Annotated in this window: 21 protein-coding genes and 1 riboswitch; of the genes, 20 read left to right on the forward strand and 1 reads right to left on the reverse strand. The window is 36.3% G+C overall.

Features of this window, described 5'->3' with window-relative positions; all coding sequences use genetic code 11:
* Positions 1 to 27: 27 nt before the first annotated feature.
* From BW946_RS06315 to BW946_RS06375, 14 genes are all read left to right on the forward strand, one after another.
* Positions 28 to 1020 (forward strand): RHS repeat-associated core domain-containing protein, encoded by a 993-nt coding sequence (locus BW946_RS06315; RefSeq protein ID WP_139325975.1) that lies wholly within the window; start codon positions 28 to 30, stop codon positions 1018 to 1020.
* Positions 1017 to 1457, forward strand: coding sequence for a hypothetical protein (locus BW946_RS06320; protein WP_083688793.1), 441 nt, complete (start codon positions 1017 to 1019; stop codon positions 1455 to 1457). The genes BW946_RS06315 and BW946_RS06320 overlap by 4 nt, the downstream gene beginning before the upstream one ends.
* Positions 1458 to 1660: 203 nt before the next feature.
* Positions 1661 to 2713, forward strand: coding sequence for an RHS repeat-associated core domain-containing protein (locus BW946_RS21845; protein WP_076595360.1), 1053 nt, complete (start codon positions 1661 to 1663; stop codon positions 2711 to 2713).
* An 11-nt stretch (positions 2714 to 2724) separates the two neighbouring features.
* Positions 2725 to 3261, forward strand: coding sequence for a hypothetical protein (locus BW946_RS06330; protein ID WP_076595361.1), 537 nt, complete (start codon positions 2725 to 2727; stop codon positions 3259 to 3261).
* 224 nt (positions 3262 to 3485) lie between these two features.
* Entirely contained in the window at positions 3486 to 3836 is a 351-nt protein-coding gene (locus BW946_RS06335; RefSeq protein ID WP_076595362.1) for a hypothetical protein, read from the forward strand.
* Between the two features lie 245 nt (positions 3837 to 4081).
* Positions 4082 to 5119: an RHS repeat-associated core domain-containing protein gene (locus tag BW946_RS06340; protein WP_139325976.1), complete on the forward strand. Its 1038-nt coding sequence runs from the start codon at positions 4082 to 4084 to the stop codon at positions 5117 to 5119.
* A gap of 2 nt (positions 5120 to 5121) precedes the next feature.
* Entirely contained in the window at positions 5122 to 5751 is a 630-nt protein-coding gene (locus BW946_RS06345; RefSeq protein ID WP_076595364.1) for a hypothetical protein, read from the forward strand.
* 32 nt (positions 5752 to 5783) lie between these two features.
* Positions 5784 to 5954, forward strand: a complete 171-nt coding sequence (locus BW946_RS21345) for a hypothetical protein (protein ID WP_170872058.1) — start codon at positions 5784 to 5786, stop codon at positions 5952 to 5954.
* Positions 5955 to 6171: 217 nt separating this feature from the next.
* On the forward strand, positions 6172 to 7638 hold the full coding sequence (locus BW946_RS06350; protein WP_076595365.1) for a DUF5687 family protein: 1467 nt from the start codon (positions 6172 to 6174) through the stop codon (positions 7636 to 7638).
* Positions 7639 to 7641: 3 nt separating this feature from the next.
* Positions 7642 to 8358: an ABC transporter ATP-binding protein gene (locus BW946_RS06355; RefSeq protein ID WP_076595366.1), complete on the forward strand. Its 717-nt coding sequence runs from the start codon at positions 7642 to 7644 to the stop codon at positions 8356 to 8358.
* 18 nt (positions 8359 to 8376) lie between these two features.
* A complete protein-coding gene (locus BW946_RS06360) occupies positions 8377 to 9315 on the forward strand; it encodes a Dyp-type peroxidase (RefSeq protein WP_076595367.1) in 939 nt (312 codons plus the stop codon).
* Positions 9316 to 9437: 122 nt separating this feature from the next.
* Positions 9438 to 9998: an RNA polymerase sigma factor gene (locus tag BW946_RS06365; RefSeq protein WP_076595368.1), complete on the forward strand. Its 561-nt coding sequence runs from the start codon at positions 9438 to 9440 to the stop codon at positions 9996 to 9998.
* Positions 9985 to 10593: a hypothetical protein gene (locus BW946_RS06370; protein WP_076595369.1), complete on the forward strand. Its 609-nt coding sequence runs from the start codon at positions 9985 to 9987 to the stop codon at positions 10591 to 10593. Before BW946_RS06365 ends, BW946_RS06370 begins: the two co-directional genes overlap by 14 nt.
* A gap of 30 nt (positions 10594 to 10623) precedes the next feature.
* Positions 10624 to 11664, forward strand: coding sequence for a porin family protein (locus tag BW946_RS06375; protein WP_076595370.1), 1041 nt, complete (start codon positions 10624 to 10626; stop codon positions 11662 to 11664).
* A gap of 75 nt (positions 11665 to 11739) precedes the next feature.
* Here the strand turns inward: BW946_RS06375 and fumC are convergent, their stop codons facing one another.
* Positions 11740 to 13134 carry a class II fumarate hydratase gene (gene fumC, locus BW946_RS06380; RefSeq protein WP_076595371.1) on the reverse strand — a complete coding sequence of 465 codons (1395 nt, stop codon included), beginning with the start codon at positions 13132 to 13134 and terminating at the stop codon, positions 11740 to 11742.
* Positions 13135 to 13456: 322 nt separating this feature from the next.
* On the opposite strand from fumC, the gene BW946_RS06385 reads away from it, so the two are divergent.
* The 6 genes from BW946_RS06385 to BW946_RS06410 all read left to right on the forward strand — a co-directional run bounded on the left by BW946_RS06385 (position 13457) and on the right by BW946_RS06410 (position 23617).
* Complete coding sequence (locus BW946_RS06385) at positions 13457 to 14461, forward strand: hypothetical protein (RefSeq protein ID WP_076595372.1); 1005 nt, start codon at positions 13457 to 13459, stop codon at positions 14459 to 14461.
* Between the two features lie 55 nt (positions 14462 to 14516).
* Positions 14517 to 16124, forward strand: a complete 1608-nt coding sequence (locus BW946_RS06390; RefSeq protein ID WP_076595373.1) for a fumarate hydratase — start codon at positions 14517 to 14519, stop codon at positions 16122 to 16124.
* A gap of 93 nt (positions 16125 to 16217) precedes the next feature.
* Positions 16218 to 16502: a hypothetical protein gene (locus tag BW946_RS06395; protein WP_170872059.1), complete on the forward strand. Its 285-nt coding sequence runs from the start codon at positions 16218 to 16220 to the stop codon at positions 16500 to 16502.
* A gap of 249 nt (positions 16503 to 16751) precedes the next feature.
* Entirely contained in the window at positions 16752 to 19589 is a 2838-nt protein-coding gene (locus BW946_RS06400) for an alpha-amylase family glycosyl hydrolase (RefSeq protein WP_076595374.1), read from the forward strand.
* A 92-nt stretch (positions 19590 to 19681) separates the two neighbouring features.
* Positions 19682 to 19786, forward strand: a riboswitch (SAM riboswitch).
* A gap of 92 nt (positions 19787 to 19878) precedes the next feature.
* Positions 19879 to 22311 (forward strand): TonB-dependent receptor plug domain-containing protein, encoded by a 2433-nt coding sequence (locus tag BW946_RS06405; RefSeq protein ID WP_076595375.1) that lies wholly within the window; start codon positions 19879 to 19881, stop codon positions 22309 to 22311.
* Positions 22312 to 22318: 7 nt separating this feature from the next.
* On the forward strand, positions 22319 to 23617 hold the full coding sequence (locus BW946_RS06410) for an APC family permease (protein WP_076595376.1): 1299 nt from the start codon (positions 22319 to 22321) through the stop codon (positions 23615 to 23617).
* Positions 23618 to 23918: the final 301 nt, after the last annotated feature.

Below are 23918 nucleotides of genomic sequence, written 5' to 3' on the forward strand. Positions count from 1 at the left end.
CAAACAAGTTGGTAATAAATTAGGGTATTGGTTTCCAATACTCTAATTTTAAAATATAATGATGAAGAGTTTAAGGAAACAGGCAAATGGAACGGTATGGATCAGTTGTCTGAAATATATGCTTCCACCAGTCCTTTTGCCTATGTAGCCAACAACCCAGTTTCAATGCGTGATCCTGATGGCAGATGGATGGATGCCAATGGGCATATCGACACTTCCGGAAACTCTAATCCTTTCAGAGATATGGCTCAGTCTCGAATGAGGATGAATGAATTTCTAGGGCGACATTCAGGAGAAGGCGGCGGTGGTGGTTATCTTGCTTTTGGAAATACACAGGCATATACAGATTTAATGACTGCCTTTTTTAATGGAGGAACCGGAGGAATGTCTAATATCGGAGGAACACTAAGATGGTGGACAGACTATGAAGATTCAGACCCAAATGTCACTGGAATAGGACAATTGAACATGCTGAAATTAAGGCGTGAAAATTTTCCTTCAAATAAAGAAATAACTCCTTGGCAATTAGGTGTAGAGTGGCTTTCAGGAACAGGTCCAAGACATCGAGATTTTACTAATGGAGACTTAATGACAGAAATGCTAAGACAACATAATCATGTACAAGCCACTAGGGATATTATCCTATCTAAAATGGCTTTAAATCAAAGTAGTTTAGAGGGGTCAAATTCTTATAAGCTAGGAGGTATTAAAGGAGTTGGGCTTTATCTTAAAGATTATTCAACGTTATTAACAGGCGGGTTAACAGGGAATTTAGCAGTAACATATTTAGGATCATATAACTTAGAATACACGGCAGCAGCATATAATAAGAGTGTAGTTGTTTCATTTCATGTTGAAAATTCTTCTACAATGCAATCTGCGTCCCGCCCTCCTGTGCTTGGTTATCTTCCAATTTGGCAACAGACAGCGGGGAAACTTATTAATGAAAAATTTAAAACAGGTTGGGGGTCTAAAACTACTCAATCATTTCACTGGACAGAAGTATTATATCTAAAATGAAAACAAAATTAAAATATTTATTAATTACACTATTAACAATTATGTTATATAGTTGTGGTGAAACTAAGCCAAAACAATCAGATTTTATAGGCACTTGGAAGTCATCTGATAATGCATATATCAAATTAAATAAAAATGGAACTTGTATTTTGAAAGGGGTTGATCATTATAAAATCAGTAGTTTTCCAAAAAATAAAAATAGAGAATTAAATGCTGAAGGAACGTGGCAGTTTACAGAAAATGTAGAAAGTGGTATTATTGATAATATAGACAATGGAATTACTATGAAATATAATCTACCCGAGGGAACAAAAGGGGAAATTTTATTTTATATCTCAGGGCAAGGCATCAATGGAAATAACCCACCTTGGAATATTTTTATATGGGAAGGTGATCCTGATGAAATGCTAAAATACGAGTTTGTAAAAAATAATTAAATACATAAGCAACAAACTGTAAGCTAGTGTTAGCGTTCTCGCTCGTGTTATAAAATAAGCCACTGTGAAAACAGGGTAATGTTTCAAACATGTTGGTGATAAATTAGAGTATTGAAAACCAATACTCTAATTTTAGAAATATTAGTTACAATTCCAGCGGCAGAGCAGAAGTTCTTGAAGAAAACAACTACTATCCCTTTGGGATGAAGCATGAAGGGTATAATGTATTGGCGGGAAATCCTGCCTATAATTATAAGTATAATGGGAAAGAATTACAAAAAGAAACAGGCTGGCTGGATTACGGCTGGCGGCAGTATATGCCGGAAACAGGCAAATGGAACGGTATGGATCAGCTGGCAGAAGCCTATACTTCTACAAGCACATATGCGTATGTAGCCAATAACCCGGTTTCACGGTTTGATGTAGACGGCAGATGGATGGATGATAATGGACATATCGACACTTCAGGAAATGCAAATCCTTTCAGAGATATGGCTCAGTCTCAGATGAGGATGACTCAGTTTATGGGGCGAAATCCTGGAGAAGGCGGAGCTGGTGGACAAGCGCAAGGACATAAACCTACTATTTTTAAGCGTATAGGTAATTTCCTTGAAAGGCTGTTTGGTAAAAGTAAAAAGGCAGCTGTTGGTGTCCTTTCTGTGGGAGTTGCTACATTTGAAGGTCTCGCTCCGCCAGTAGAATTTGGCTCAACTGTAGCTGAAATAGCTGGCTATGCAAGATTGGGTTTATGGAGTTTACCTTTAATGCTTAATGGAGACAGTGGTTTTTCTGCAAATTCTAAACCGATTACGGGTGCTATTGATATTCCTGTTACAACAACGGCTGATGAATCAGAGCCAGAATTTGAATATTTTTATAGAGCAATGTCTACTAAAGAATATCTAAGTACTGGAGGTTTTTTACAACAGAAAAGCGACCAAAGTGGAAATTATAGAGGAGAAGGTCCATTTGTTACAGATCGCTTGGAGTATGCAGAAAGAGCATTAAACGGTTTTAGCAAAAAAGATAAATATGATTTGATAGTCCAATACACCATGCAACCGGGTACAACCAATCTTCTTAACTCTATCTCTTTACCACACGGTCCAGGGGTAACTGGAGCCTATTCCGAAAAGTTAGGTTTACCTATAAAGAAAGTTGAACTTGGAGGAACAAATTATGGATTTTATGGATCTAATGTTAATATTTTCAATATTAGATTAATGGGACCTCCTATACCAATAAGATACAAATAATAAAAATAAATATGTTAAAAGAATTATTAAAAAAGACTGATGATGATTTGGTTAGTATCAGTGAGCAATATAGAAAATATTACAATTCCAATCTTGAAATTTTTAAAATTGAATATGAAAATTATGCTAATACAACAAAAAAGGAATTACCATTATTAGTTTTAGATTATATCAAGATTTATCAGTTGTTTGGATATAATCAGGATGAATTATCATTTTTTATACGCAGAAAAATAGTTTCTTTTTATTTGCATAATATATCTGATTTTATAAAAAAAGAGGATGGGTTTGTAATATATTCATTTATTGACATTTTTTATTGTGATCCTTTGTTTTTTGAAAATAAAGAAACTTTAACGACTTTTTTTGAAGCTACTTATCCAATATTATCATTGAAAACTGAAGATATGTCTTCATTTATTGCTATAGCCTGCATGAGATATATTGCTATATTAGGTTCTGAAAAAGAAGGAAAAATATTTTTAGAAAAATACTTGCAAGAGAACAAAAATGGTATTTATATAGAAGATGTAAAAGAAGAGTTATAAAGTATAGAGAATTATTCCCTAAACTGGCGCGAGCGTATCGCTCGTGTTCCATAAATATATTAAAACCACTGTTTTTTGCAGTGGTTTTATAATCTGAAAATTATAAAGCATCAGAAACTTGGATTATGGATTTATTTATCTTTAATGCTTATACTAGCAAATATGAACGGGAAATATTGATTCCTGGAATAGTAATAGGAGGAACACCAATACTCGTAAAATAAATGGAAACAAGCAATTTTCAAAAAATATTAAATTTATTTAAAAAGCAAAGTGATAATTATTTATATACAACCATATATAATTATTTAAAATCCATAGATAAACTTGAATATATTCTTATTGATAAAAATAAGGCAAATTCTATATATACAGTAAGAAACGAAATCAATAATACGGTAAATGAAAGTCTAAAAATTCAAGGTTATGATGAGTTATTAAATAATCTTAATCAATTTAATAGTAAAAAAGTAATTATTAGCAACTTTGATTATAACAAAAAGGATTTTACCATATTTATCAATGACAAAGAGACTGAAATATTAGGAATATTATGGCGCGATATCAATAAATAAAAAGGTACTGTTCCAAACATGTTGGTAATAAATTAGAGTATTGAAAATCAATACTCTAATTTTAAAAATAAGAATTAAAATCTCAATTTAAATGATATTGCGGATAGCCAGAACAGAATAAAAGAGAAAATAGGCTATTTAAAATATTGAAGATCATACAAGGTGTTTCAGATATGTTGGTAAAAAGACCACCTTGGGAATGCCAGGGTAAGTTTTGCTAAAAACAGCGAAGGCGCTCCTGAATTATCGATACCAATAACTATTATCCTTTTGGGCAGAACCATATTTCAAATTCGTTCAGTACTTCTAACTTTGGGAGCTTTTACAGCTACAAATACAACGGCAAAGAGCTTCAGGAAACCGGAATGTTCGATTACGGCTGGAGACAGTATATGCCTGATTTAGGACGATGGAACGGTATGGATCAGTTGTCTGAAATATATGCTTCCACCAGTCCTTTTGCCTATGTAGCCAACAACCCAATTTCAATGCGTGATCCTGATGGGAGATGGATGGATGCCAATGGGCATATCGACACTTCCGGAAACTCTAATCCTTTCAGAGATATGGCTCAGTCTCAAATGAGGATGACTCAGTTTATGGGGCGAAATCCTGGAGAAGGCGGAGCTGGTGGCAATTATCTTGCTTTTGGGGATACGAGAGCGTATGCAGATCTGATGGCTTCTTTTAAAAATGGAGGAGACTTTTCGCTTAAAGTTAATAACGGCTTTATGAGCTGGTGGACAGGAGGAGCTTTAGGAGATGCTAATACAGCTCAGGAAATGATTGCGCATATGATGAAGCTTGTTGGAGATGGGCTTATGGGCTTTACAAATAATATTGATGGCTATAGTCGTGATTTGATGCGTTACCAGACTGAAGATTTTTTTAAAGATGCTGAAAAACATCTTAATGGTGGAGTAGGGCTGATTTCGGCCGCTATTAGTGGACAAAGTAAACTGCCGGGAGGTTTAAAATATCTTGATAAAATAAAAGGATTGTCCAAATTTTCTAAAGTTGTAGGTAGAGCAGGTGCAATAGGAACAGCTTTAACGGTTGGAGTTACTTTCTCTGAATACTATAATAATGAATGGACTGCTCATACAGTTGTAAATACTGCTTTATTAGCAGGAACATTGGCAGCTACAGTTTTTGGAGCACCAGCTGTTCTTACGGGAATAGCAATTTATGGAATAGCAGATTATACATTTGGTATTGGTGACAAATTGGATAGCGAATTTGGAAGAGGGTCAATATTTTGGAATACACACATTGTAAATTAATTATGAATAATCAAAGAAAGATTAAAATAATTTTAAGAACTAGAGTAGTTTTTTTCGTATTACTCTTAGTTATTGTACCTAATTTATTAGCAATACTTACTTATGTTTATATTGCGAAAACTATTTATCCTGCAATAGCCTTTTTAGTTGGTATAGTATTAGTTTATATTGTTTGTCGAAAGAGTTTGCAAAAAAGAATTGATTTTTACATTACAGAAAATAAAATATTCATTAATGATAATTATTACTTCTTATCAGATTTACAATATTATAGTTTTAATGAAACAAATTATGTTGGAACTATTACACTTAGTTTTATTAATAAAAAGATAAAATTAAGTCTCTTTCATAATAAAAATTTAGAATATCAAAAAATAAAGGATGATATCTTAAAATTAATAAATACACACAATAAACAAAATAACAAAAAAATTGATGAATTTAACTGGTATAAAACAAAACCTGCAAGAATATATGGATATATAACTGTATTTATTATGGTTTTGTGGATAGCTATGATGTTTGTATATCCAGAAAAGTTAAAACTATCTAATTTTGGTCTATTCTTAGTAGTTTCAGCAGGTCTTTCACCAATTTTGGTTAAGATTTTTGGAAATGGTAAAGCTAGGTAATGTTTCAGATATATTGGTAATAAATTAGAGTATTGGAAACCAATACTCTAATTTTAAAATATAATGATGAAGAGTTTAAGGAAACAGGCAAATGGAACGGTATGGATCAGTTGTCTGAAATATATGCTTCCACCAGTCCGGCAATGTTTCAGATATGTTGGCACGCAATATCCATGGAAATTATAAAAGGAAATCTCCATTAAATATTCAGAGAAAGAGTAACTATAACGGTTGCTCTTTCTATTTTTATAAAATAAACAGCTCTTTATGAATGTAAAAATCTATTGTGAAAGTTTTGTTCTCCTATATTGATAGTACAAAAAACATAAGATATCTTTATCTTTTATGAAAATTTATTTTACTTCCGATTAAATCTGTAACATATTTTGCATTATATTGACTAATGTAAAAAACTAACATATGTTTCTAAAGTTCCTTAGGCTTGAAATCAAAAGCTTTTTTCGTGGTACATCTTTAGGGATCAATCTGACCATGAAGATTCTCCGTTTCATAGGAATTCTCTACTTTATAGGATGCCTTGTTGGGGGAGCGTTTATTGCCTTTTTCTACATTCAGGAGGAAATGCATCAAAATCCTTTACAAGTAGTTTCAAAATTCATGATCGCCGCCTGGATTATAGACCTTGTCCTTAAATATCTCTGGCAGGAAATTCCCACACAGAACATTAAACCATTTCTAACGATGAATATCCGGAAGAGTACCTTGGTCAATTATATGCTGGCCAAAACTTTTCTTTCCGCATTCAGCTGGCTGAGTTCGTTATTCTTTATTACATTTTCACTGATTGCTGTGTTCAATGGATATAGTATTTTGGGAGTGTTATTATGGCTTACAGGAGTGATTTCATTGTTATACCTGAATAATTTTATCAACATTATTTTCAACGGTAAAGAAACCCTGGCAGTGATGATAGGAGTATGTTTTCTTGGCATAGGAGCTTTGGCATATTACAATATCGTTCCGGTTTTATCATATTCTGAGTCGGTTTTCTTTAGTTTCTATGAAAAGCCATACTTTGTACTGATCCCTGTTGTTTTGTTCGTGATACTATGGTGGATCTGTTTCCGTTACCTTCGTAATGAGTTTTATCTGGATCAGGGGCTTGAAGCGAAGAAAACAGTCGGGAAAACAGAAAACATTGCCTTCCTGAATAAATACGGCGTTATCGGGACATTCATCAATAATGATATTAAAATGTTGAGACGCAATAAAGTACCCAAAGGAATTTTGCTGGGCAGCTTTATGTTTCTGTTCTACGGATTGCTGATGTTTACTTCTTCAATGTACAAAACACCGGCAATGATGATGTTTATGGGGCTTTTTGTAACAGGAGGCTTTCAGTTTCTTTTTGGCCAGAGAGTTCCTGCTTTTGACAGTTCCTATTATCCGTTGATGATGACCCTGAATGTTCCCTACAAAGAATATCTGAAAGCAAAATGGTGGCTGATGAATATTGTAACAGGAGCTTCTGTGATTATAGCTGTTTGTTATGCCTATTTCGGGTGGGAAGTCTACGTTACATTTTTTGCAGCAGGATTATACAATATAGGGGTGAATTCTCAATTTACCTTGTGGTCCGGAGCCTTCAATAAAACTCAGATTGATCTTAATACAAAAGAAAAAAGATTGGGACAGAAAGGAAGCTTCAATATGATCGCCATGCTTCTGCTGATTCCTAAAATGCTTCTTCCGATGGGCGTGTTTGCCTTAACAAAATATATGTGGGGAATTACCGGAGGAGTAATCAGTATTGCCATTATCGGGATTATAGGATTTTTCCTGAGAGAGAAAATCTTCGATATTATCGTAAAACTTTACAAAAAAGAAAAATACAGCACACTGGATGCATTTAAAAATATAAGTTAAGCCATGATCAACATACAAAATTTATCCAAAACATACGGAACAGCAACCGTTCTTAATATTGAACACCTTGAAATTCCCAATGGGGAAACATTTGGTCTCGTAGGAAATAACGGAGCAGGAAAAACAACGCTTTTCAGCCTCATGCTGGATCTGATTCAGGCTACCACAGGATTTGTAAGCATTGATGGAATTAAAGTCAATGAATCCGAAGCCTGGAAAAATAAAGTCTCAGCCTTTGTAGACGACACCTTTCTTATTGGCTACCTTACACCGGAAGAATATTTTTACTTCGTCGGAGAGCTGAGAGGCCAGAACAAGTCTTCTGTAGATGAATTCCTGAAGCCTTTCCATGATTTTTTCAATGGTGAAATCCTGAAATCCGGGAAATATGTCCGCGATCTTTCAAAAGGGAATCAGAAAAAAGTAGGGATTGTGGGAGCTATTATTGGAAATCCTGAGATTATTATTCTTGATGAACCCTTTGCCAACCTCGATCCGTCTACCCAGATCAAACTTAAAAACCTGATCAAGGAATTATCAAAACAGGATGGTGTTACTTTTCTTATTTCCAGCCATGATCTTTCCCATACCACAGAAGTCTGCAACAGAATCGTGGTGGTGAACAAAGGGCTTGTGGTAAAAGATATTCAGACCAATCCGGAAACATTGAAAGATCTGGAACAGTATTTTGCAGATCAGGTGGCAGTTTCGGATATTTAATACCACAAAAAAACAGGTATGAATACGATAGAATCACAGAATGTAACAGATTATCCTAACAGCAATACCATTTTCATGGTCTGGAAACTTAATGACAGCCCGCAGCTGAAAGGCGTTTTTCAGGAACTATGCGCTTTGGTTTTAAATCTTAATAATTCAGTGTTTAACCGTTTTCCGGACAGCAGGGCAAGCTGTGTCATGGGAATTGGTGCAGAAGCATGGAAAAAACTGGAACTTCCAACCCCTCCACCAAAGGAATTAGTGAATTTTGAAGAAATAAAAGGGATAAAACATACGGCTGTTTCCACTCCCGGAGACCTTCATTTTCACCTGAGAGCGGATAATAGAAGCCTGATTTTTGATATGGCTGTTGAGATCTCCCAATTATTAAGCTCAGTGGCAGAAAGTATTCTGGAGGTTCACGGATTCAAATATTGGGATGCACGTTCCATTCTTGGTTTTGTAGACGGAACGGAAAATCCGCATGGAGACGACCGTGATTATTTTGGAAAAATAGGAGATGAAGACCCTCAATATATAGGAGGAAGTTATCTTTTCGTTCAGAAATACCTTCACAAGATGGATGCCTGGAAAAGTCTTTCCACAGAAGATCAGGAAAAGGTAATCGGAAGATCAAAGGAAAATGATATTGAAATGTCTGATGCTGTAAAACCATCAAATTCGCATATTGCATTGGCGAATATCGAGGGTGAAAATGGTGAAGAACTGAAAATAGTCAGAGATAACATGCCTTTCGGAAATCCCTCTACAAATGAGTTCGGGACCTATTTTATTGCCTATTCAAGTACATTTGCAACAACAAAAAAAATGTTGACCCATATGTTTATTGGTGATCCTCCGGGAAATTATGACAGAATTTTAGATTTCAGTACAGCAGTGACAGGAACGCTTTTCTTTGTTCCTACCAGAAATATGCTTGATGAATTTTCAGGATAAAATGTAAGGCTGTCTCATTCTAAGACAGCTTTTTCTTTAATTAAATACTTCAACGAAAATTTTTTTCAAAACTTGTAACCTTTTTTTGTTTTGATTGTCTTTAGTATAGAAACAATATAAGCATGAAACTTTTGTTCGGTAATAAAAAGAATGATTTATTGAGCCTCCTGAAGAAACAGGATCCGGCTGCACAGAAGATTTTCTATGAACAGAATGTCAGGAAATTTCTGAGTGTAAGCAAAAGCTATGTGAGCGATTTGTATCAGGCGGAAGATTGTCTCATAAAAGCATTCTGTAAAATTTTTAAACATATAGAAAGCTTCAGAGGAGAATCAAATCTGGATAGCTGGGCAAGAAAAATTGTTGTGAATGAATGCCTGAACTTTATCAAAAGTCATAAAACAGTTTTCTATCTGGACGAGATCAACCCGTCTTTTCATGAAGACGTATATGATACAGAGATTGATTGTGATTTTAATGCGCAGGATCTTTTGGATCAGCTGCCTGATGCCTACAGAATGGTTTTTAACCTCTATGTGCTGGAAGGATATTCTCATCAGGAAATTGCGGATACTTTGCAGATTTCAATTGCAGTGAGCAAGACACAGCTCTTCAGAGCAAAAGAAAAATTAAGAAAGATCTATTTTCAACAACAAAAAAAAGTGAAAAATGAAAACGTCTAAAGATACTATTGAATTTCAGATCAAAAAGAAGATTGAGGAAAGAGAGATCACTCCATCACGCGATCTGTGGTCCGAAATTGAGCTTCAGAATAACAATAATCCACATTCCGGATCAAAAATGAACTGGCTTTTAATAGCGGTTTGTCTGATTTTGACATTCAGTTTGGGAAGCGCTCTTTTTTTTCTTAATCAACCTTCAGAAACCAGCCCGGTAATTGTAAAAGAAACAGGAGAAAATACAACAGAAGAAATAATAAAAGTTCCCGCTCAGAATATTGTTCCTTTGGCAGTTCAGAATAATAAAAAGGAAGGAAAACAAACACTTTCCCAGGATAAACAAGAAGTGATTTCTCCGGTGGCAATCGGTCAGACTCAACCTATTCCTAAAGAAACTCTTCCTTTGAAGAAATTGGATATCACCCAGATTTCCAATCCTAAACTTATGGCAAAGGCCGATTCTTTAAAAACTCCGGTTAAAAAGAAAAAATATGTAGACCCATCCACGCTTCTTTTCTCAGTAGAGCATAAAGATGTCATTGAAAAAACAAAAGATGGAAGTAATGTGGCAACTACTATTGATCTGAATGCCAGATAATGTATCCGTAAAAATTTAAAAATTAATATTATGATCAAGAAATTAATCGTAATGGGATTACTATGTTCTTTTTCAGCATCATTTTATGCACAAAAGACCTTCAATATTAATCTGTCTTCTAAAAAAGATACAGAGGTAAGCCCCATTGTAAAAGAAAAAGTAGAAGAATATGCAGCAAAAATCAATACCATTATTCAGGAAGAGAAAAAACTGATGGAAGATGAACTGTTGGTTCTACGGGCGAAAAACCTGGATAAAGCAGATTTTGACAGAGAAAAAGCTAAGATCGCAGATCGTTATTCCGAAAAAATGGATAAGAGAATTGAAGAGCTGGGATTCGATCTGGATGATGTTATTCAGAAGCAGGTAAGATATTCTCTCCTGAACACAGATGTGACTTCCAAAGAAGAGCTTAAAGAAAAATTGCTTAAAAAATTCCGTCCCAGCAGAAGCTTTACAGGATATTTCTCTTACGGAATTATGACTTTAACAAACAGCTCACCGGATAATGAACTCGATAAAAATATAGGATACGCCAATAATCTGGAATTTGGACTGAAACTGAACTACCAGCTCAGCAGAACAAGCCCATGGGCCATTGTTTCCGGATTAGGGTTTTCATGGAGAACGGTAAGAGCAGATAATAATATGTTGTTTACAAGAAGTGCAGATCAGGGAGTTGCTTTGGGACAATACAATGGAAACCTTGAGAAAAGCAAGCTGAGAACAGGATATATCATGGTTCCTCTTGGAGTGCAGTATAATTTTTCTCAACTTAAAAATGCCGGAATGGATATCCAATACCGCAGTTATTATACCGGATTTAAGGTGGGAGCGAATGTTTACGGTGGTGTAAAAATGTCCACCAATAATATTGTAAAAGGAAATGATGGCGAAACAAGAGACCGCGGAAATTATCAGGTAAATCCTTTTGTCTATGGAGCGCAGATTACGTTTTCATACAACAGCTTCAGTCTGTTTGTGAAAAAAGATTTCAGCAACTTCTTTAAAGACAGTTATTTCAAAAATGATAAAGCGCTGATATTCGGGCTGGCTATTGGATTAGATTAAATAGATTTTTACAGCAAAATGAAAAACTCCGGGAAAGGCTCCCGGAGTTTTTGCATTGTATCAGTTATAGAATCATTATTTTAAGCTTCCTACCATATCTTCAGGTTTTACCCATTCGTCAAACTGTTCTGCAGTTAACAAACCAAGATTAATAGCCTCTTCTTTTAATGTTGTCCCGTTTTTATGGGCCGTTTTTGCAATTTTAGCTGCATTTTCATATCCGATATGGGTATTTAAAGCCGTTACAAGCATTAAAGATTTGTCTACCAGTTCTTTAATTCTCTCATGATTCGGTTCAATACCTACTGCACAATGATCGTTGAAAGAAATGCATGCATCGGCAATCAATTGGGCAGACTGTAGGAAATTGTACGCCATTACCGGTTTGAAAACATTCAGCTCATAGTTTCCCTGAGTCCCCGCAAATGAAATGGTAGTATCGTTTCCTAAAACCTGGGCACAAACCATCGTCATAGCCTCATTCTGTGTCGGATTTACTTTTCCGGGCATAATGGAAGATCCCGGCTCATTCTCTGGGATATGAATTTCCCCGATTCCGGAACGTGGACCTGATGCCAGTAATCTTATATCCTGAGCAATTTTGTATAAAGAAACAGCAAGCTGCTTTAACGCTCCGTGAGATTCAACAATGGCATCATGTGCAGCAAGAGCTTCAAATTTATTTTCTGCGGTAATGAAAGGATGTTTTGTAAATTGGGCGATATATTCCGCTACTTTTACATCATAGCCTTTAGGAGTATTCAAACCTGTTCCTACAGCAGTTCCTCCTAAAGCCAGTTCAGAAAGATGAGGCAATGTATTTTTTAAAGCTCTCAATCCGAATTCCAATTGAGCTGCATAACCCGAAAATTCCTGTCCAAGAGTAAGCGGAGTAGCATCCATCAAATGGGTTCTACCGATTTTTACCACATCTTTGAAGGCTTTCGACTTTTCAGCCAGTGTATTTTTTAGTTTTTCAACAGCCGGAATGGTTACTTCCACCACTTTGGTATATGCAGCAATATGCATGGCAGTAGGATAAGTATCGTTCGAAGACTGGGATTTATTCACATCATCATTCGGATGAATTTCAGATTTTTCACCTAATGTTCCGCCATTATTGACATGGGCTCTGTTGGAAATAACTTCATTTACATTCATGTTCGACTGTGTTCCGGAGCCCGTCTGCCAGATCACCAAAGGAAATTGGTCGTTAAGTTTTCCCTCCAGAATTTCATCACATACTTTCGCGATCATATCTCTTTTTTCCACAGGAAGCACTCCAAGATCCGTGTTGGCATAAGCTGCTGCCTTCTTCAGATAAGCAAATGCTTCAATGATTTCGTGCGGCATTGAACCTTCAGGTCCTATTTTGAAATTGTTTCTTGAACGTTCCGTCTGTGCTCCCCAAAATTTATCTGCAGGTACCTGCACTTCTCCCATGGTGTCTTTTTCTATTCTGTAATTCATAGTGGTTGAAATTTGTATGATCTTTTATTTTTAAAGCCTTAAAAATTGTTGACATTATTAATCTTTAATGAAATAAAAAACGGTTTGATTTTATTTGGCTTCTATAAAGATACTTATAAACTCAGGATCATGCAATTTATAACCATTATAAATATTAATAATGAAGACTGATATTACTCATGTTCTTAAAATGGGTAATATATCTGTATTCATAATGGTTTTTTATTGTATTTTTGGATTTTCCCAAAAGGTAAGAAATTTTAAATCCTAAATTTTTTGCAGGGAATAGTATGGAGGTACTTCATAATAAAAACTATATAACATGAAAAATTTTCTTTGTTTACTATTTTTAGTTTACTCAATCTTTTTTAATGCGCAAGTCGCAATAGGAAGCTCTGTAACAGATCACAAGGGTAAAGTAGAAACTAAAAACTTTACACAATTCCTGAATTCTGAAACGATTTTTGTTTTCCCCCCTGTTTATGATAAATCTGTTTATGAAAAGATTTTAAAAGATACCTGGACGATCACACCTTACAAAGTATTTCTCTACGGAGAAGCTGATCTTACCGATTTCATGAGTGATAAATACTCATTTGCAACGGTGGATGGGAAGATAGTGGAGAAAAATATCTCAACATCTATCTATACTTATTTTTCTTTTTTTACATTCGATATGAAAGAAAAAACGAAAGAAATTGAGAAATTTTTAAGCAAAAGCAAAAAGAAGGAGGACTATGATTTATTTGAAAAGTATAGACAGTATGTAGGGGGATTTTATTTGTTTCAAAAAGGGGAATTAGTACAGTCATCATACGCTAATTCAATTAAAGAAACCTCTAAATTGGCACAGTCTGAAGACATATTTTTTAATTTTAAACCAGGGTTTTTGAAAAATTATTTTCAATCTGTTCAAAAAGGGATCAGTGATAAAGCGGCGAGTAGTGTGTACGATGTTTTTAAAACTCCTGAATTAAAAAAACTTCAAACAGCAACTTTATATGTGCCCAATTATATTGGAATCAAATTTAATCCCAATCTATATAAACTTGAGGATAAGGAGCGGAGCGAAGAGGATAAGGCAGATTTATTTTCAAAATATGAATTTAAATATGAATACATAGATGACAATGCATTGAGTGAAAAGATTTTGAATAATGAAGATATTTATTATTTCCGTTATGTGAGAATGAATAACGGGAAATTTTTAAATATAGTAGAAGCAAAAACAGGAAAAATTATCTACTCTGAAAGTATCTTTGGAATGTCGTACAATTTAAAGCCTGACTATATTAAAGATATTAAAACAGCAATAAAGAAGTTCTAATCTAAAATGATTCTTAGTAGTATAATTCTTAATTTTGCACAAACAAAAAAATTGAATGGATTTTAGATATCAGGATCCGTATCCTATTCAGAAAGATGATACGGTGTACAAAAAACTTACATCAGACTATGTAAAGGTGGATAAACTGGGTGACAGAGAAATTTTAACAATTGATCCGAAAGGGTTGGAGTTATTGGCTGAAGAAGCGATGGCAGATGTTTCTTTCATGCTTCGTTCTTCACACCTGGAAAGCCTTAGAAGAATCATTGATGATCCTGAGGCTACCGATAATGACAGATTTGTTGCCTATAACCTTTTGCAGAATGCTGCAGTAGCTGTAGAGGGAGCTCTTCCTTCATGTCAGGATACAGGTACAGCTATTGTAATGGGAAAAAAAGGAGAAAATGTTTATACAGGAGTAGATGATGGTGAATATCTAAGTAAGGGGATCTTCAATACCTATCAGAAAAGAAACCTAAGATATTCCCAGGTGGTTCCTTTGACGATGTTTGATGAGAAAAATTCAGGATCTAACCTTCCTGCACAGATTGATATCTATGCTAAAAAAGGAGATTACTACGAATTTTTATTCTTAACAAAAGGTGGAGGTTCTGCCAACAAAACATTTTTGTATCAAAAGACAAAATCTTTACTGAACGAAAAATCTCTTGAAGAATTCATCAAAGAAAAGATTTCAGACCTTGGTACGGCTGCATGCCCGCCTTACCACTTAGCATTGGTAATCGGAGGAACTTCAGCAGAAGCCAATCTTGCAGCTGTTAAAAAAGCATCAGCAAAATATTATGACAATCTTCCTACAGAAGGAAATGAAGCCGGACAGGCTTTCAGAGACCTTGAATGGGAAGCAAAAGTTCAGAAAATCTGCCAGGAAAGTGCCATCGGAGCACAGTTTGGAGGAAAATATCTTACGCATGACGTAAGAGTAATCAGACTTCCAAGACACGCAGCATCCTGTCCTGTAGGAATGGGAGTTTCTTGTTCTGCAGACAGAAATATCAAAGGGAAAATCACAAAAGAAGGGATTTTCCTTGAGCAATTGGAACAGAATCCGAAAAGATTCTTACCTGATACTCCTCCACACCTGGAAGAAGCTGTTGAAATTAACCTTAACAAGCCAATGCCGGAAATTCTTGCTGAACTTTCCAAATATCCGATCAAAACAAGATTAAAACTGAACGGAACATTAATCGTAGCAAGAGATATCGCTCACGCAAAAATTAAAGAAATTATCGACAGCGGGAAACCAATGCCGGAATATTTCAAAAACCACCCAATTTATTACGCAGGGCCTGCAAAAACTCCGGAAGGAATGGCTTCAGGAAGTTTCGGACCTACTACTGCCGGAAGAATGGATGTTTACGTAGACGAATTCCAAAGCCATGGCGGAAGTATGATCATGCTGGCAAAAGGAAACAGAAGTAAAGATGTTACCAATGCCTGCGGAAAATACGGAGGTTTCTATCTTGGATCTATCGGAGGGCCGGCCGCTATCCTTGCCAAAGACAATATTGTATCTGTAGATGTTGTAGACTTCCCTGAATTAGGAATGGAAGCCGTAAGAAAAATTGAAGTAAAAGACTTCCCTGCATTCATCATTACCGATGATAAAGGCAACGATTTCTTCGCAGATCTTGCCCACTAATTAGTTTAAAATTAAAATAAATAACAAAATAGAACGCTGATCTTTTGTGTAAAAAGGAAAAAAGTTCTATTTTTGCCTAAAATCTTTAAGAGAATGATAACGATATTATCAGCATTTTGGCCGTTCTACCAGTTCCTTTGGACTATATTCTTCATTACTATGTTCTTAGTAGGATTCTGGTGTATTTTCATGTTCTTCGGATTAGTAATCCCAATGTGGCTAACTGAAGGTTTGAAAGAGTATTTCGGAAAAGTAAAGCCTTTCGACCCTGAAGATATCAGAAGAAAGCTTATTTCTGAGCAGGAAGGTGTAGAAGTTATCTATAGCGAGCCTAAAGGAAACGGACCTTTCCTTCACGATCACGGACATCATCATTAATTGATTGTCATTGCTTTTTCACCTGAATTCTGAAAAAGTAATATCAAAGCAAAACAACATATATAAACCGCTTAAGCAATTAAGCGGTTTTTCTATTTATTATTTCTCAGACTTTCCGGAGATATTCGAATTTGTTTTTGAAGGGCCGCGTAAAGTTTTTTTTCTTCTGTAAATGAAATATTTGATGTACAGCGATGAAAATACTCGTTATGAAGAAAAATTTATACTATATTCGATAAAAAATAATAAATGAAAAAGTTTTATTCTGTTGTTTTTCTGCTGATTACATTGAGTGTTTTCGGGCAGATCAATTATACGATTTCTCCCAATCCATTCAATGAATCTGATGCTGTTACGCTTACGGTTCCGGGAGATCAGATTGACGAATCTGCATGGGGAGTTTCCAATAATGCCATTTACATCTGGACATGGTCGTTTGATACCAATTATCAGAATAGTCAGGATTGTCCTACCAATGGAAGCTGGAACAATTCCAATGACCTGAATAAGCTGAATTATAATGCGGTAACAGACAGTTATTCACTTACTTTTACTCCCACAGCTTTTTTTGGAAGAACAGGGATCGGAAGGTTTGGTTTTTTATTAAAAGATAAGACGGGATCACACCAGACTTTACCTGATATTTTTGTAAACGTAGGTACTTTAAGCTTAACGCTTACAAATCCATTAGTAAACAGCCTCACTTCGGTTCCTGTAGGAAATTCCATTACTATTACTGCTACAACCAGTACCAATGCAACATTTCAGTTAAAAGCAAACGGAACTGTTATCAATTCTACAACAACTCCTTCACAATCTTATTCTTACAGTTATACAGTCACTCAGGATGCCAGTATGGAACTTGTGGCAACACAGGGAACCAATTCCAAGGCTGCGGCATTCATTGTGCAGGTTCCAAGAAATGTAGTGTCCCAGTCAATACCAAACTGGATAAGGCAGGGAATTAATTATGATCCGGCAGATCCTACCAGGGTGGGATTGGCTTTATATGCTCCGGGGAAAAGTTTTGTACATGTTATAGGAAGTTTCAATAACTGGACGGTGAATGATACATATCTGATGAATAAAGATACCACAAATCCTGATCTGTACTGGATTGAGCTCAATGGAATTACCCCTCAGCAGCTCAATACTTTCCAATACAGAACCAATGATTTAAGAAAAGTAGCAGACCCCTATTCGCCGCAAATCTTATCTTCCTATGATGATCCATGGATTTCGGCTTCTACCTATCCAAACTTGCCTGCATTTCCTGCCGGACAGGGCTTTGAAGTGTCAACATTTAAAACAGGTCAGACCGCTTATAACTGGCAGGTTACCAATTTTCAAAGACCTGCGAAACAGGATCTTGTAGTCTATGAATTACTATTGAGAGACTTTACACAGGAAAAGAACTGGCAGTCATTGATCGATAAAATTGCTTATTTAAAAAACTTAAAAATCAATGCCATAGAATTAATGCCCATCATGGAATTTGATGGAAATCTTTCATGGGGATACAATACTTCCTTCCATTATGCATTGGACAAAGCCTATGGTACTCCCGAAAAATTCAAAGAATTTGTAGATCTATGCCATCAGAACGGAATTGCAGTCATTCTGGATGTAGCATTTAATCACGCTACAGGACGTTCTCCTCTGGTAAGACTCTGGAATGTAGATCCGGATGGCGATGGCTATGGCGATGTTGCGGCCAACAATCCTTACTTCAATCAGGTTCCGAAACATTCATACAACGTATTTAATGATTTTAACCATACAAGCCTTTCAACGCAATATTACGTTGAGAGATGTCTTGAGCAATGGCTGACTGAATATCACATAGACGGATTCCGCTGGGATTTGACAAAAGGATTTACACAAAGCTGTTCCGAAAATGATGAAGCCTGTACCAATGCCTATCAGCAGGACAGAGTGGATATTATGAAGCATTACGCAGACAGGCAATGGGCTATTGATCCCAACTCTTATATGATCTTTGAACATTTGGGAACAGATGCGGAAGAACAGCAATGGGCCAACTACAGAATAGCAGAAGGAAAAGGTGTTATGCTTTGGAATAAGCAGACAGATCCTTACAATCAGAATACGATGGGATATAAGGAAAACAGCAACTACGACCGTATGAATCACAGTCTTCACGGCTTCACCAATATGAGTGCCGTAGGTTATGGAGAAAGCCATGATGAAGAGAGACTGATGTTTAAAAATCTTGCCTATGGTGCTATAAACGGAAGTTACAATGTGAAAGACCTGAATACCGCTCTTGAAAGAATGAAAACCTTCGGGGCAACTTTCTTTACTATTCCAGGTCCGAAAATGATCTGGCAGTTTGGAGAATTAGGATATGAATTCAGCATCAACAGATGCGCAAACGGTACCATAGACAACGGATGCAGAACCGATGAAAAACCCGTGGCATTCACTTTAGGATATGATACCAATGCGAACAGAAAGGCTGTTTATGATACATGGGCTAAAATCATCAATATCAGAAATACCTATCCGGTTTTTAAATCTAAAACCTACAGTATAGAATCCAATAACCTTACGAATGATCCTAATGGTCTCATTACAAGAATTTATGTGTACGATGCAGCTATTACTACAGGAATAAAGAATGTTGTCGTATTGGCTAATTATACTACTTCCGCACAGAATGTCGTGCCTTATTTTCCTTACACAGGTCAATGGCAGAATCTGATGGACAACAGTATTTCAAATGTAGCCTCCACAACAGCTCCAATCACTTTACAACCTGGAGAATTCAGAATCTTTGGAAATTATGCGGGCGCTTTGTCAACTGTAGATACCAATGCAGTCAACAAGCTATCCCTTCAGATTGCAGATAATCCGGTTCGGAACGGAATCGCTAAACTCATTTTCAGTAAAGCAAAAAACGGAGAGATTTCAATTTTTGATATGACGGGTAAAAAACTGGATACTTTCAAACTGGATAAAGAGAATGGAGCTTATAATATGAAGGTTAATTATCCGGCAGGAACGTATCTTGTACAGCTGAAATCAGATACAGGAATAGCCATTCAAAAGATGATGATTCAATAAGCTAAAACATAGAATAATAATAAAGGCAAATTTGCAGATCAGCAGATTTGCCTTTTTTTGTAAGTTCAGAAAAATAGTCTACTTTTGCAGTAGATTTATCAAGAAAGGTGGAGGGATTTGGCCCGGAGAAACCTTAGCAACCTGCACGGTTCCAGAGTGTAAAGGTGCTAATTCCAACCCTTTGGGGGAGATAAGTGAAGTCAATACTCTATATGAATTCCATTTCTTGAAGTCTTGTGTATCTGCGGAAAGATCCGTCAGGTACGTATTATTAATTGGCAGGAATAACATGAAAAAATTAATCACAGCTGTACTATTGCTTGGAGCAATTCTCGTAGCTGCTCAGGAAAGTGAGGAAAAAGGAAAACAGATCGAAGATATCATCATCGTCGGAAACCGAAATGTTAAAAGAACAAAGCTGGAAACGCCGGTTCCTGTAGATGTTATCAATATCGACAAGATCCAGAGAAGTTCTCCGCAAATGACCGCCCAGGATCTCCTGAATTATGTGATCCCTTCATTTAATGCAGTGAGACAGTCTGCTTCTGATGGTACCGAACATATTGACCCTGTTACTTTAAGAGGGATGGGTCCTGATCAGGTTTTAGTATTGCTTAACGGAAAAAGAAGACATACTACTTCTTTGGTGAATTATCAGAATACCGTCGGAAATGGCTCTGTAGGAACAGATTTGAGCACTATTCCGGTTATTGCTATTGACCGGATTGAAGTCCTGAGAGACGGAGCCGCCGCACAATATGGCTCTGATGCTATTGCGGGAGTCATCAATATTATTCTTAAGAAAAATGCAGGAGCTTCGGCAAGTCTTACCTACGGATTAACCGGAAGAAATGATGGAGATACTTACCAGGCAGGAGTTAACTATGGAACTTCATTAGGAAAAAAAGACGGTTATATTAATCTTTCCCTGCAATTAAGCCACAGAGGAAAAACCACAAGAACGCAAAATCACGATCTGGATATTTTCGGAGATAATTTCGCTTATGAATTTGCAGGTGACGCTGAAGCCGTAAAAGCTGCCAGGGCTGCAGATGATGCAGAAATTGAAAAAAGAGGATTAACGCGCGACGATTTTAATTTTCAGATCGGAGATGCCCAGATCAGACAGGGACAGTTGTTTTTCAATTCAGAATACCCTTTTAATGATAATTTTAAACTCTATTCTTTCGGAGGTTTCAGTATTAAAGAAGGAGAAGGGTTTGGTTTCAGAAGACTTCCCAGTGAAAAGTCTAATGTGGCTTCATCCATTTACCCGAATGGTTTTCAGGCAATTCTTGGATCTCAGGTATATGATATTTCTTATGCTGTAGGAGCAAAATATAATGTTAATGACTGGCTATTCGATGTAAGTAATACATTCGGGAGCAATACCTTCAATTATAATGTAAGCCATACCAATAATGCTTCTCTGGGAGCAAAATCACCAACAGATTTTTATGCCGGAGCACACAGCTTCCTTCAGAATACGGTGAATCTTGATGTTTCCAAAAATATAAACCGCTTCAATATTGCTTTCGGTGGTGAATTCAGGTTTGAGCAATACCAGATCAAAGCGGGTGACGAAGCATCTTATACTCAATATGACGTCAGTGGAAACGTTGCCACTGAAGGATCTACAGTGTTGGGAGCAGGCGGATCTCAATCCTTTATCGGATTTTCTCCCAACAATGCACTAAAAAAAGACAGACATTCCACCGCGGTATATGCAGATATTTCTTATGATTTAGATAAAAAACTCAATATTGATGCCGCTGCCAGGTTTGAAAATTATTCGGATTTCGGAAATACCTTGAATGGAAAACTTGCGCTACGATATGAGTTTGTAAAAAATTATGCAATAAGGGCAGCGGTAGGAACAGGCTTCAGAGCGCCTTCCCTTCAGCAGCAGTATTTCAATAATTCCTATGCGGATATTTCTACTTCCGGTTCAAAGATTGTGACCAAAGGAATATTCAGCAACGATAGCGAAGCCGCTAAAATTCTGGGATTTGATAAACTCAAACAGGAAACCTCAGTCAATGCAAGTGCAGGATTTACTCTGAAGCCATTTAATAAGTTGACTGTTTCCATAGATGGATACTGGATCAAAGTAAAGGACAGAATTGTGATCACCAGCAATATTACAGATCCAAGATTAGATCAGTTTAAGGTAGAAAGCGGAAGGTTCTTCGCCAATGCTATTGATACAGAAACGAAAGGAGTAGATATAGTGCTATCCTATGACTGGATTCTCGGGAATGGAAAATTAAATATGAATCTTGCCGGAAACTATACGGAAACTAAAATTACAGACTTTCATTTTCCTGAAAACTTAGGAACACCTCAGGATCAGTTTTTTGGCCCGGATCAGATCAATATCATTGAAACTCTGTCTCCAAAAACAAAAGCTTCATTAGTATTAAATTATGGAATCGGGAAATTCAGTTTTCTCGTAAGAAATACCTATTTTGGTAAAGTAATAAGAGATGGTTATCCTTTTGGAGACGTGCAGGAGTTTTCTCCAAAAGTTGTAACAGACATCAGCGTTGGGTATGATATCAACAAAAATATCAATTTTACCGTAGGTGCCAACAATGTATTTGATGTCTTCCCGGACCGTCAGATTTATAAAAATTCATATTATGGAGTATTCAAATATGCGCCGGTGCAGATGGGAACTTTGGGGAATTATTTCTTCGGAAGGCTTAATTTTAACTTTTAATCATTAAATGAGTACTGCCTCACATCAGATTGGCTGGAAAACAGCCGCAGCCATTGTCGTTTCCAATATGATCGGAACCGGAATTTTTACCACCCTGGGATTTCAGCTTTCTGATATTACCAATACCTACAGCATTTTCCTGCTGTGGAGTATCGGAGGAGTACTCGCTTTGTTCGGAGCTTTTTGTTACGCAGAACTGGGTTCCCATTTTAAAGGAAACGGAGGCGATTTTATTTATCTCAAAGAAACCTATCATCCCATATTCGGATATCTCATAAGCTGGATTTCACTCATCATAGGATTTTCCTCTCCCGTAGCGCTGGCAGCTTTGGCTATGTCAAAATATCTTTCGGTATTTGATTATAGCTTCGGAAACGGTTTTGCGATAGCTGTGATCTTTCTGGTTGCGGCCGCACTTTCATTTAGCTTGAAAACATCCAGCAGGTTTCATAACTTTTTTACCTTCATTAAGATAGCTTTTATTATTGTACTGGTTATTCTTGGAGTAGGGATTTCAAATTCACCACAGATGGGCAATAGTCTTAATTTCAGTGACAGCTGGCAGAATGAGATTATGCTTCCTGCCTTTGCGACTTCCCTGGTATTTGTGACCTATTCCTACACTGGCTGGAATTCCGCATCCTATATCGCCGGAGAAATAAAAGATGTTCAGAAAAACCTCCCCAAATCACTCATCATAGGAACTGTTTTTGTGACGGTAAGCTATATTCTGGTGAATTATATTATGCTGAAACACGCACCTGTCAATCAGCTGGCAGGAAAAGAAGATGTGATGGGAGAAGCAGCGGTCAATATGCTGGGGCCGGCTTTCGGAAAGATTGTCAATATTTTTATTGCCCTGCAGCTGGTGGCAACCATAAGCGGATACTTGTGGGTAGGCTCAAGATTAACACAGGCTTTTGCAAAACATACCAACATCTGGGAACCCTTATCTGCAGGAAACGAAAAAGGAATTCCGGTAAAAGCTGTTTTTACCCATGCCGTGATTGCAGCCATCATTATTTTAACGGGAAGCTTTAAAGAAATTTTTGTGTATACTGCTTTTATTTTACAGCTTTTCGCAAGTCTTGCAATCTCAACGGTTTTCTTCCTGAAGAAAAAAGACAGGAAAATCTTTAAATCTAATGCTTTTCATATTTTTCCGGCTGTTTTTCTGTTATTCAGTATGTATATCCTTTATTTTACATTCATTCATAATCCTAAAGAAAGCCTGATAGGATTAGGAATTATTGCAGTAGGAATTATTTTATATGTAATAGACAGAAGACTCTCCAAAAGATCTTAGAGTCTGAATTCAATATCATACACCATTTTATAATTAAGTTTTTCGCCTATCCCTTTTATTGATAATAGCTTCGACAGGCTCAGTCTGACAATGCTCAAAAATTTGGGTTGGTATTCGGCTTGTCACCCTGAGCCTCTGGAAGGGTTTTCAATAAGAAAACCTTTGTTAATCATTAATCTCTAGTATTGATTAAAAGGATAAGTCAGAAAGTTTTTTTGACTGTTTGTCCTTTTACCCCTAATGCTCAAAAATTTATGATGATTCGGAATTTTAATTTTGAATTAATAATCCTTATCTTTGC

This window comes from Chryseobacterium sp. RU33C (assembly GCF_900156015.1).
GTDB classification, from domain to species: Bacteria; Bacteroidota; Bacteroidia; order Flavobacteriales; family Weeksellaceae; genus Chryseobacterium; species Chryseobacterium candidae.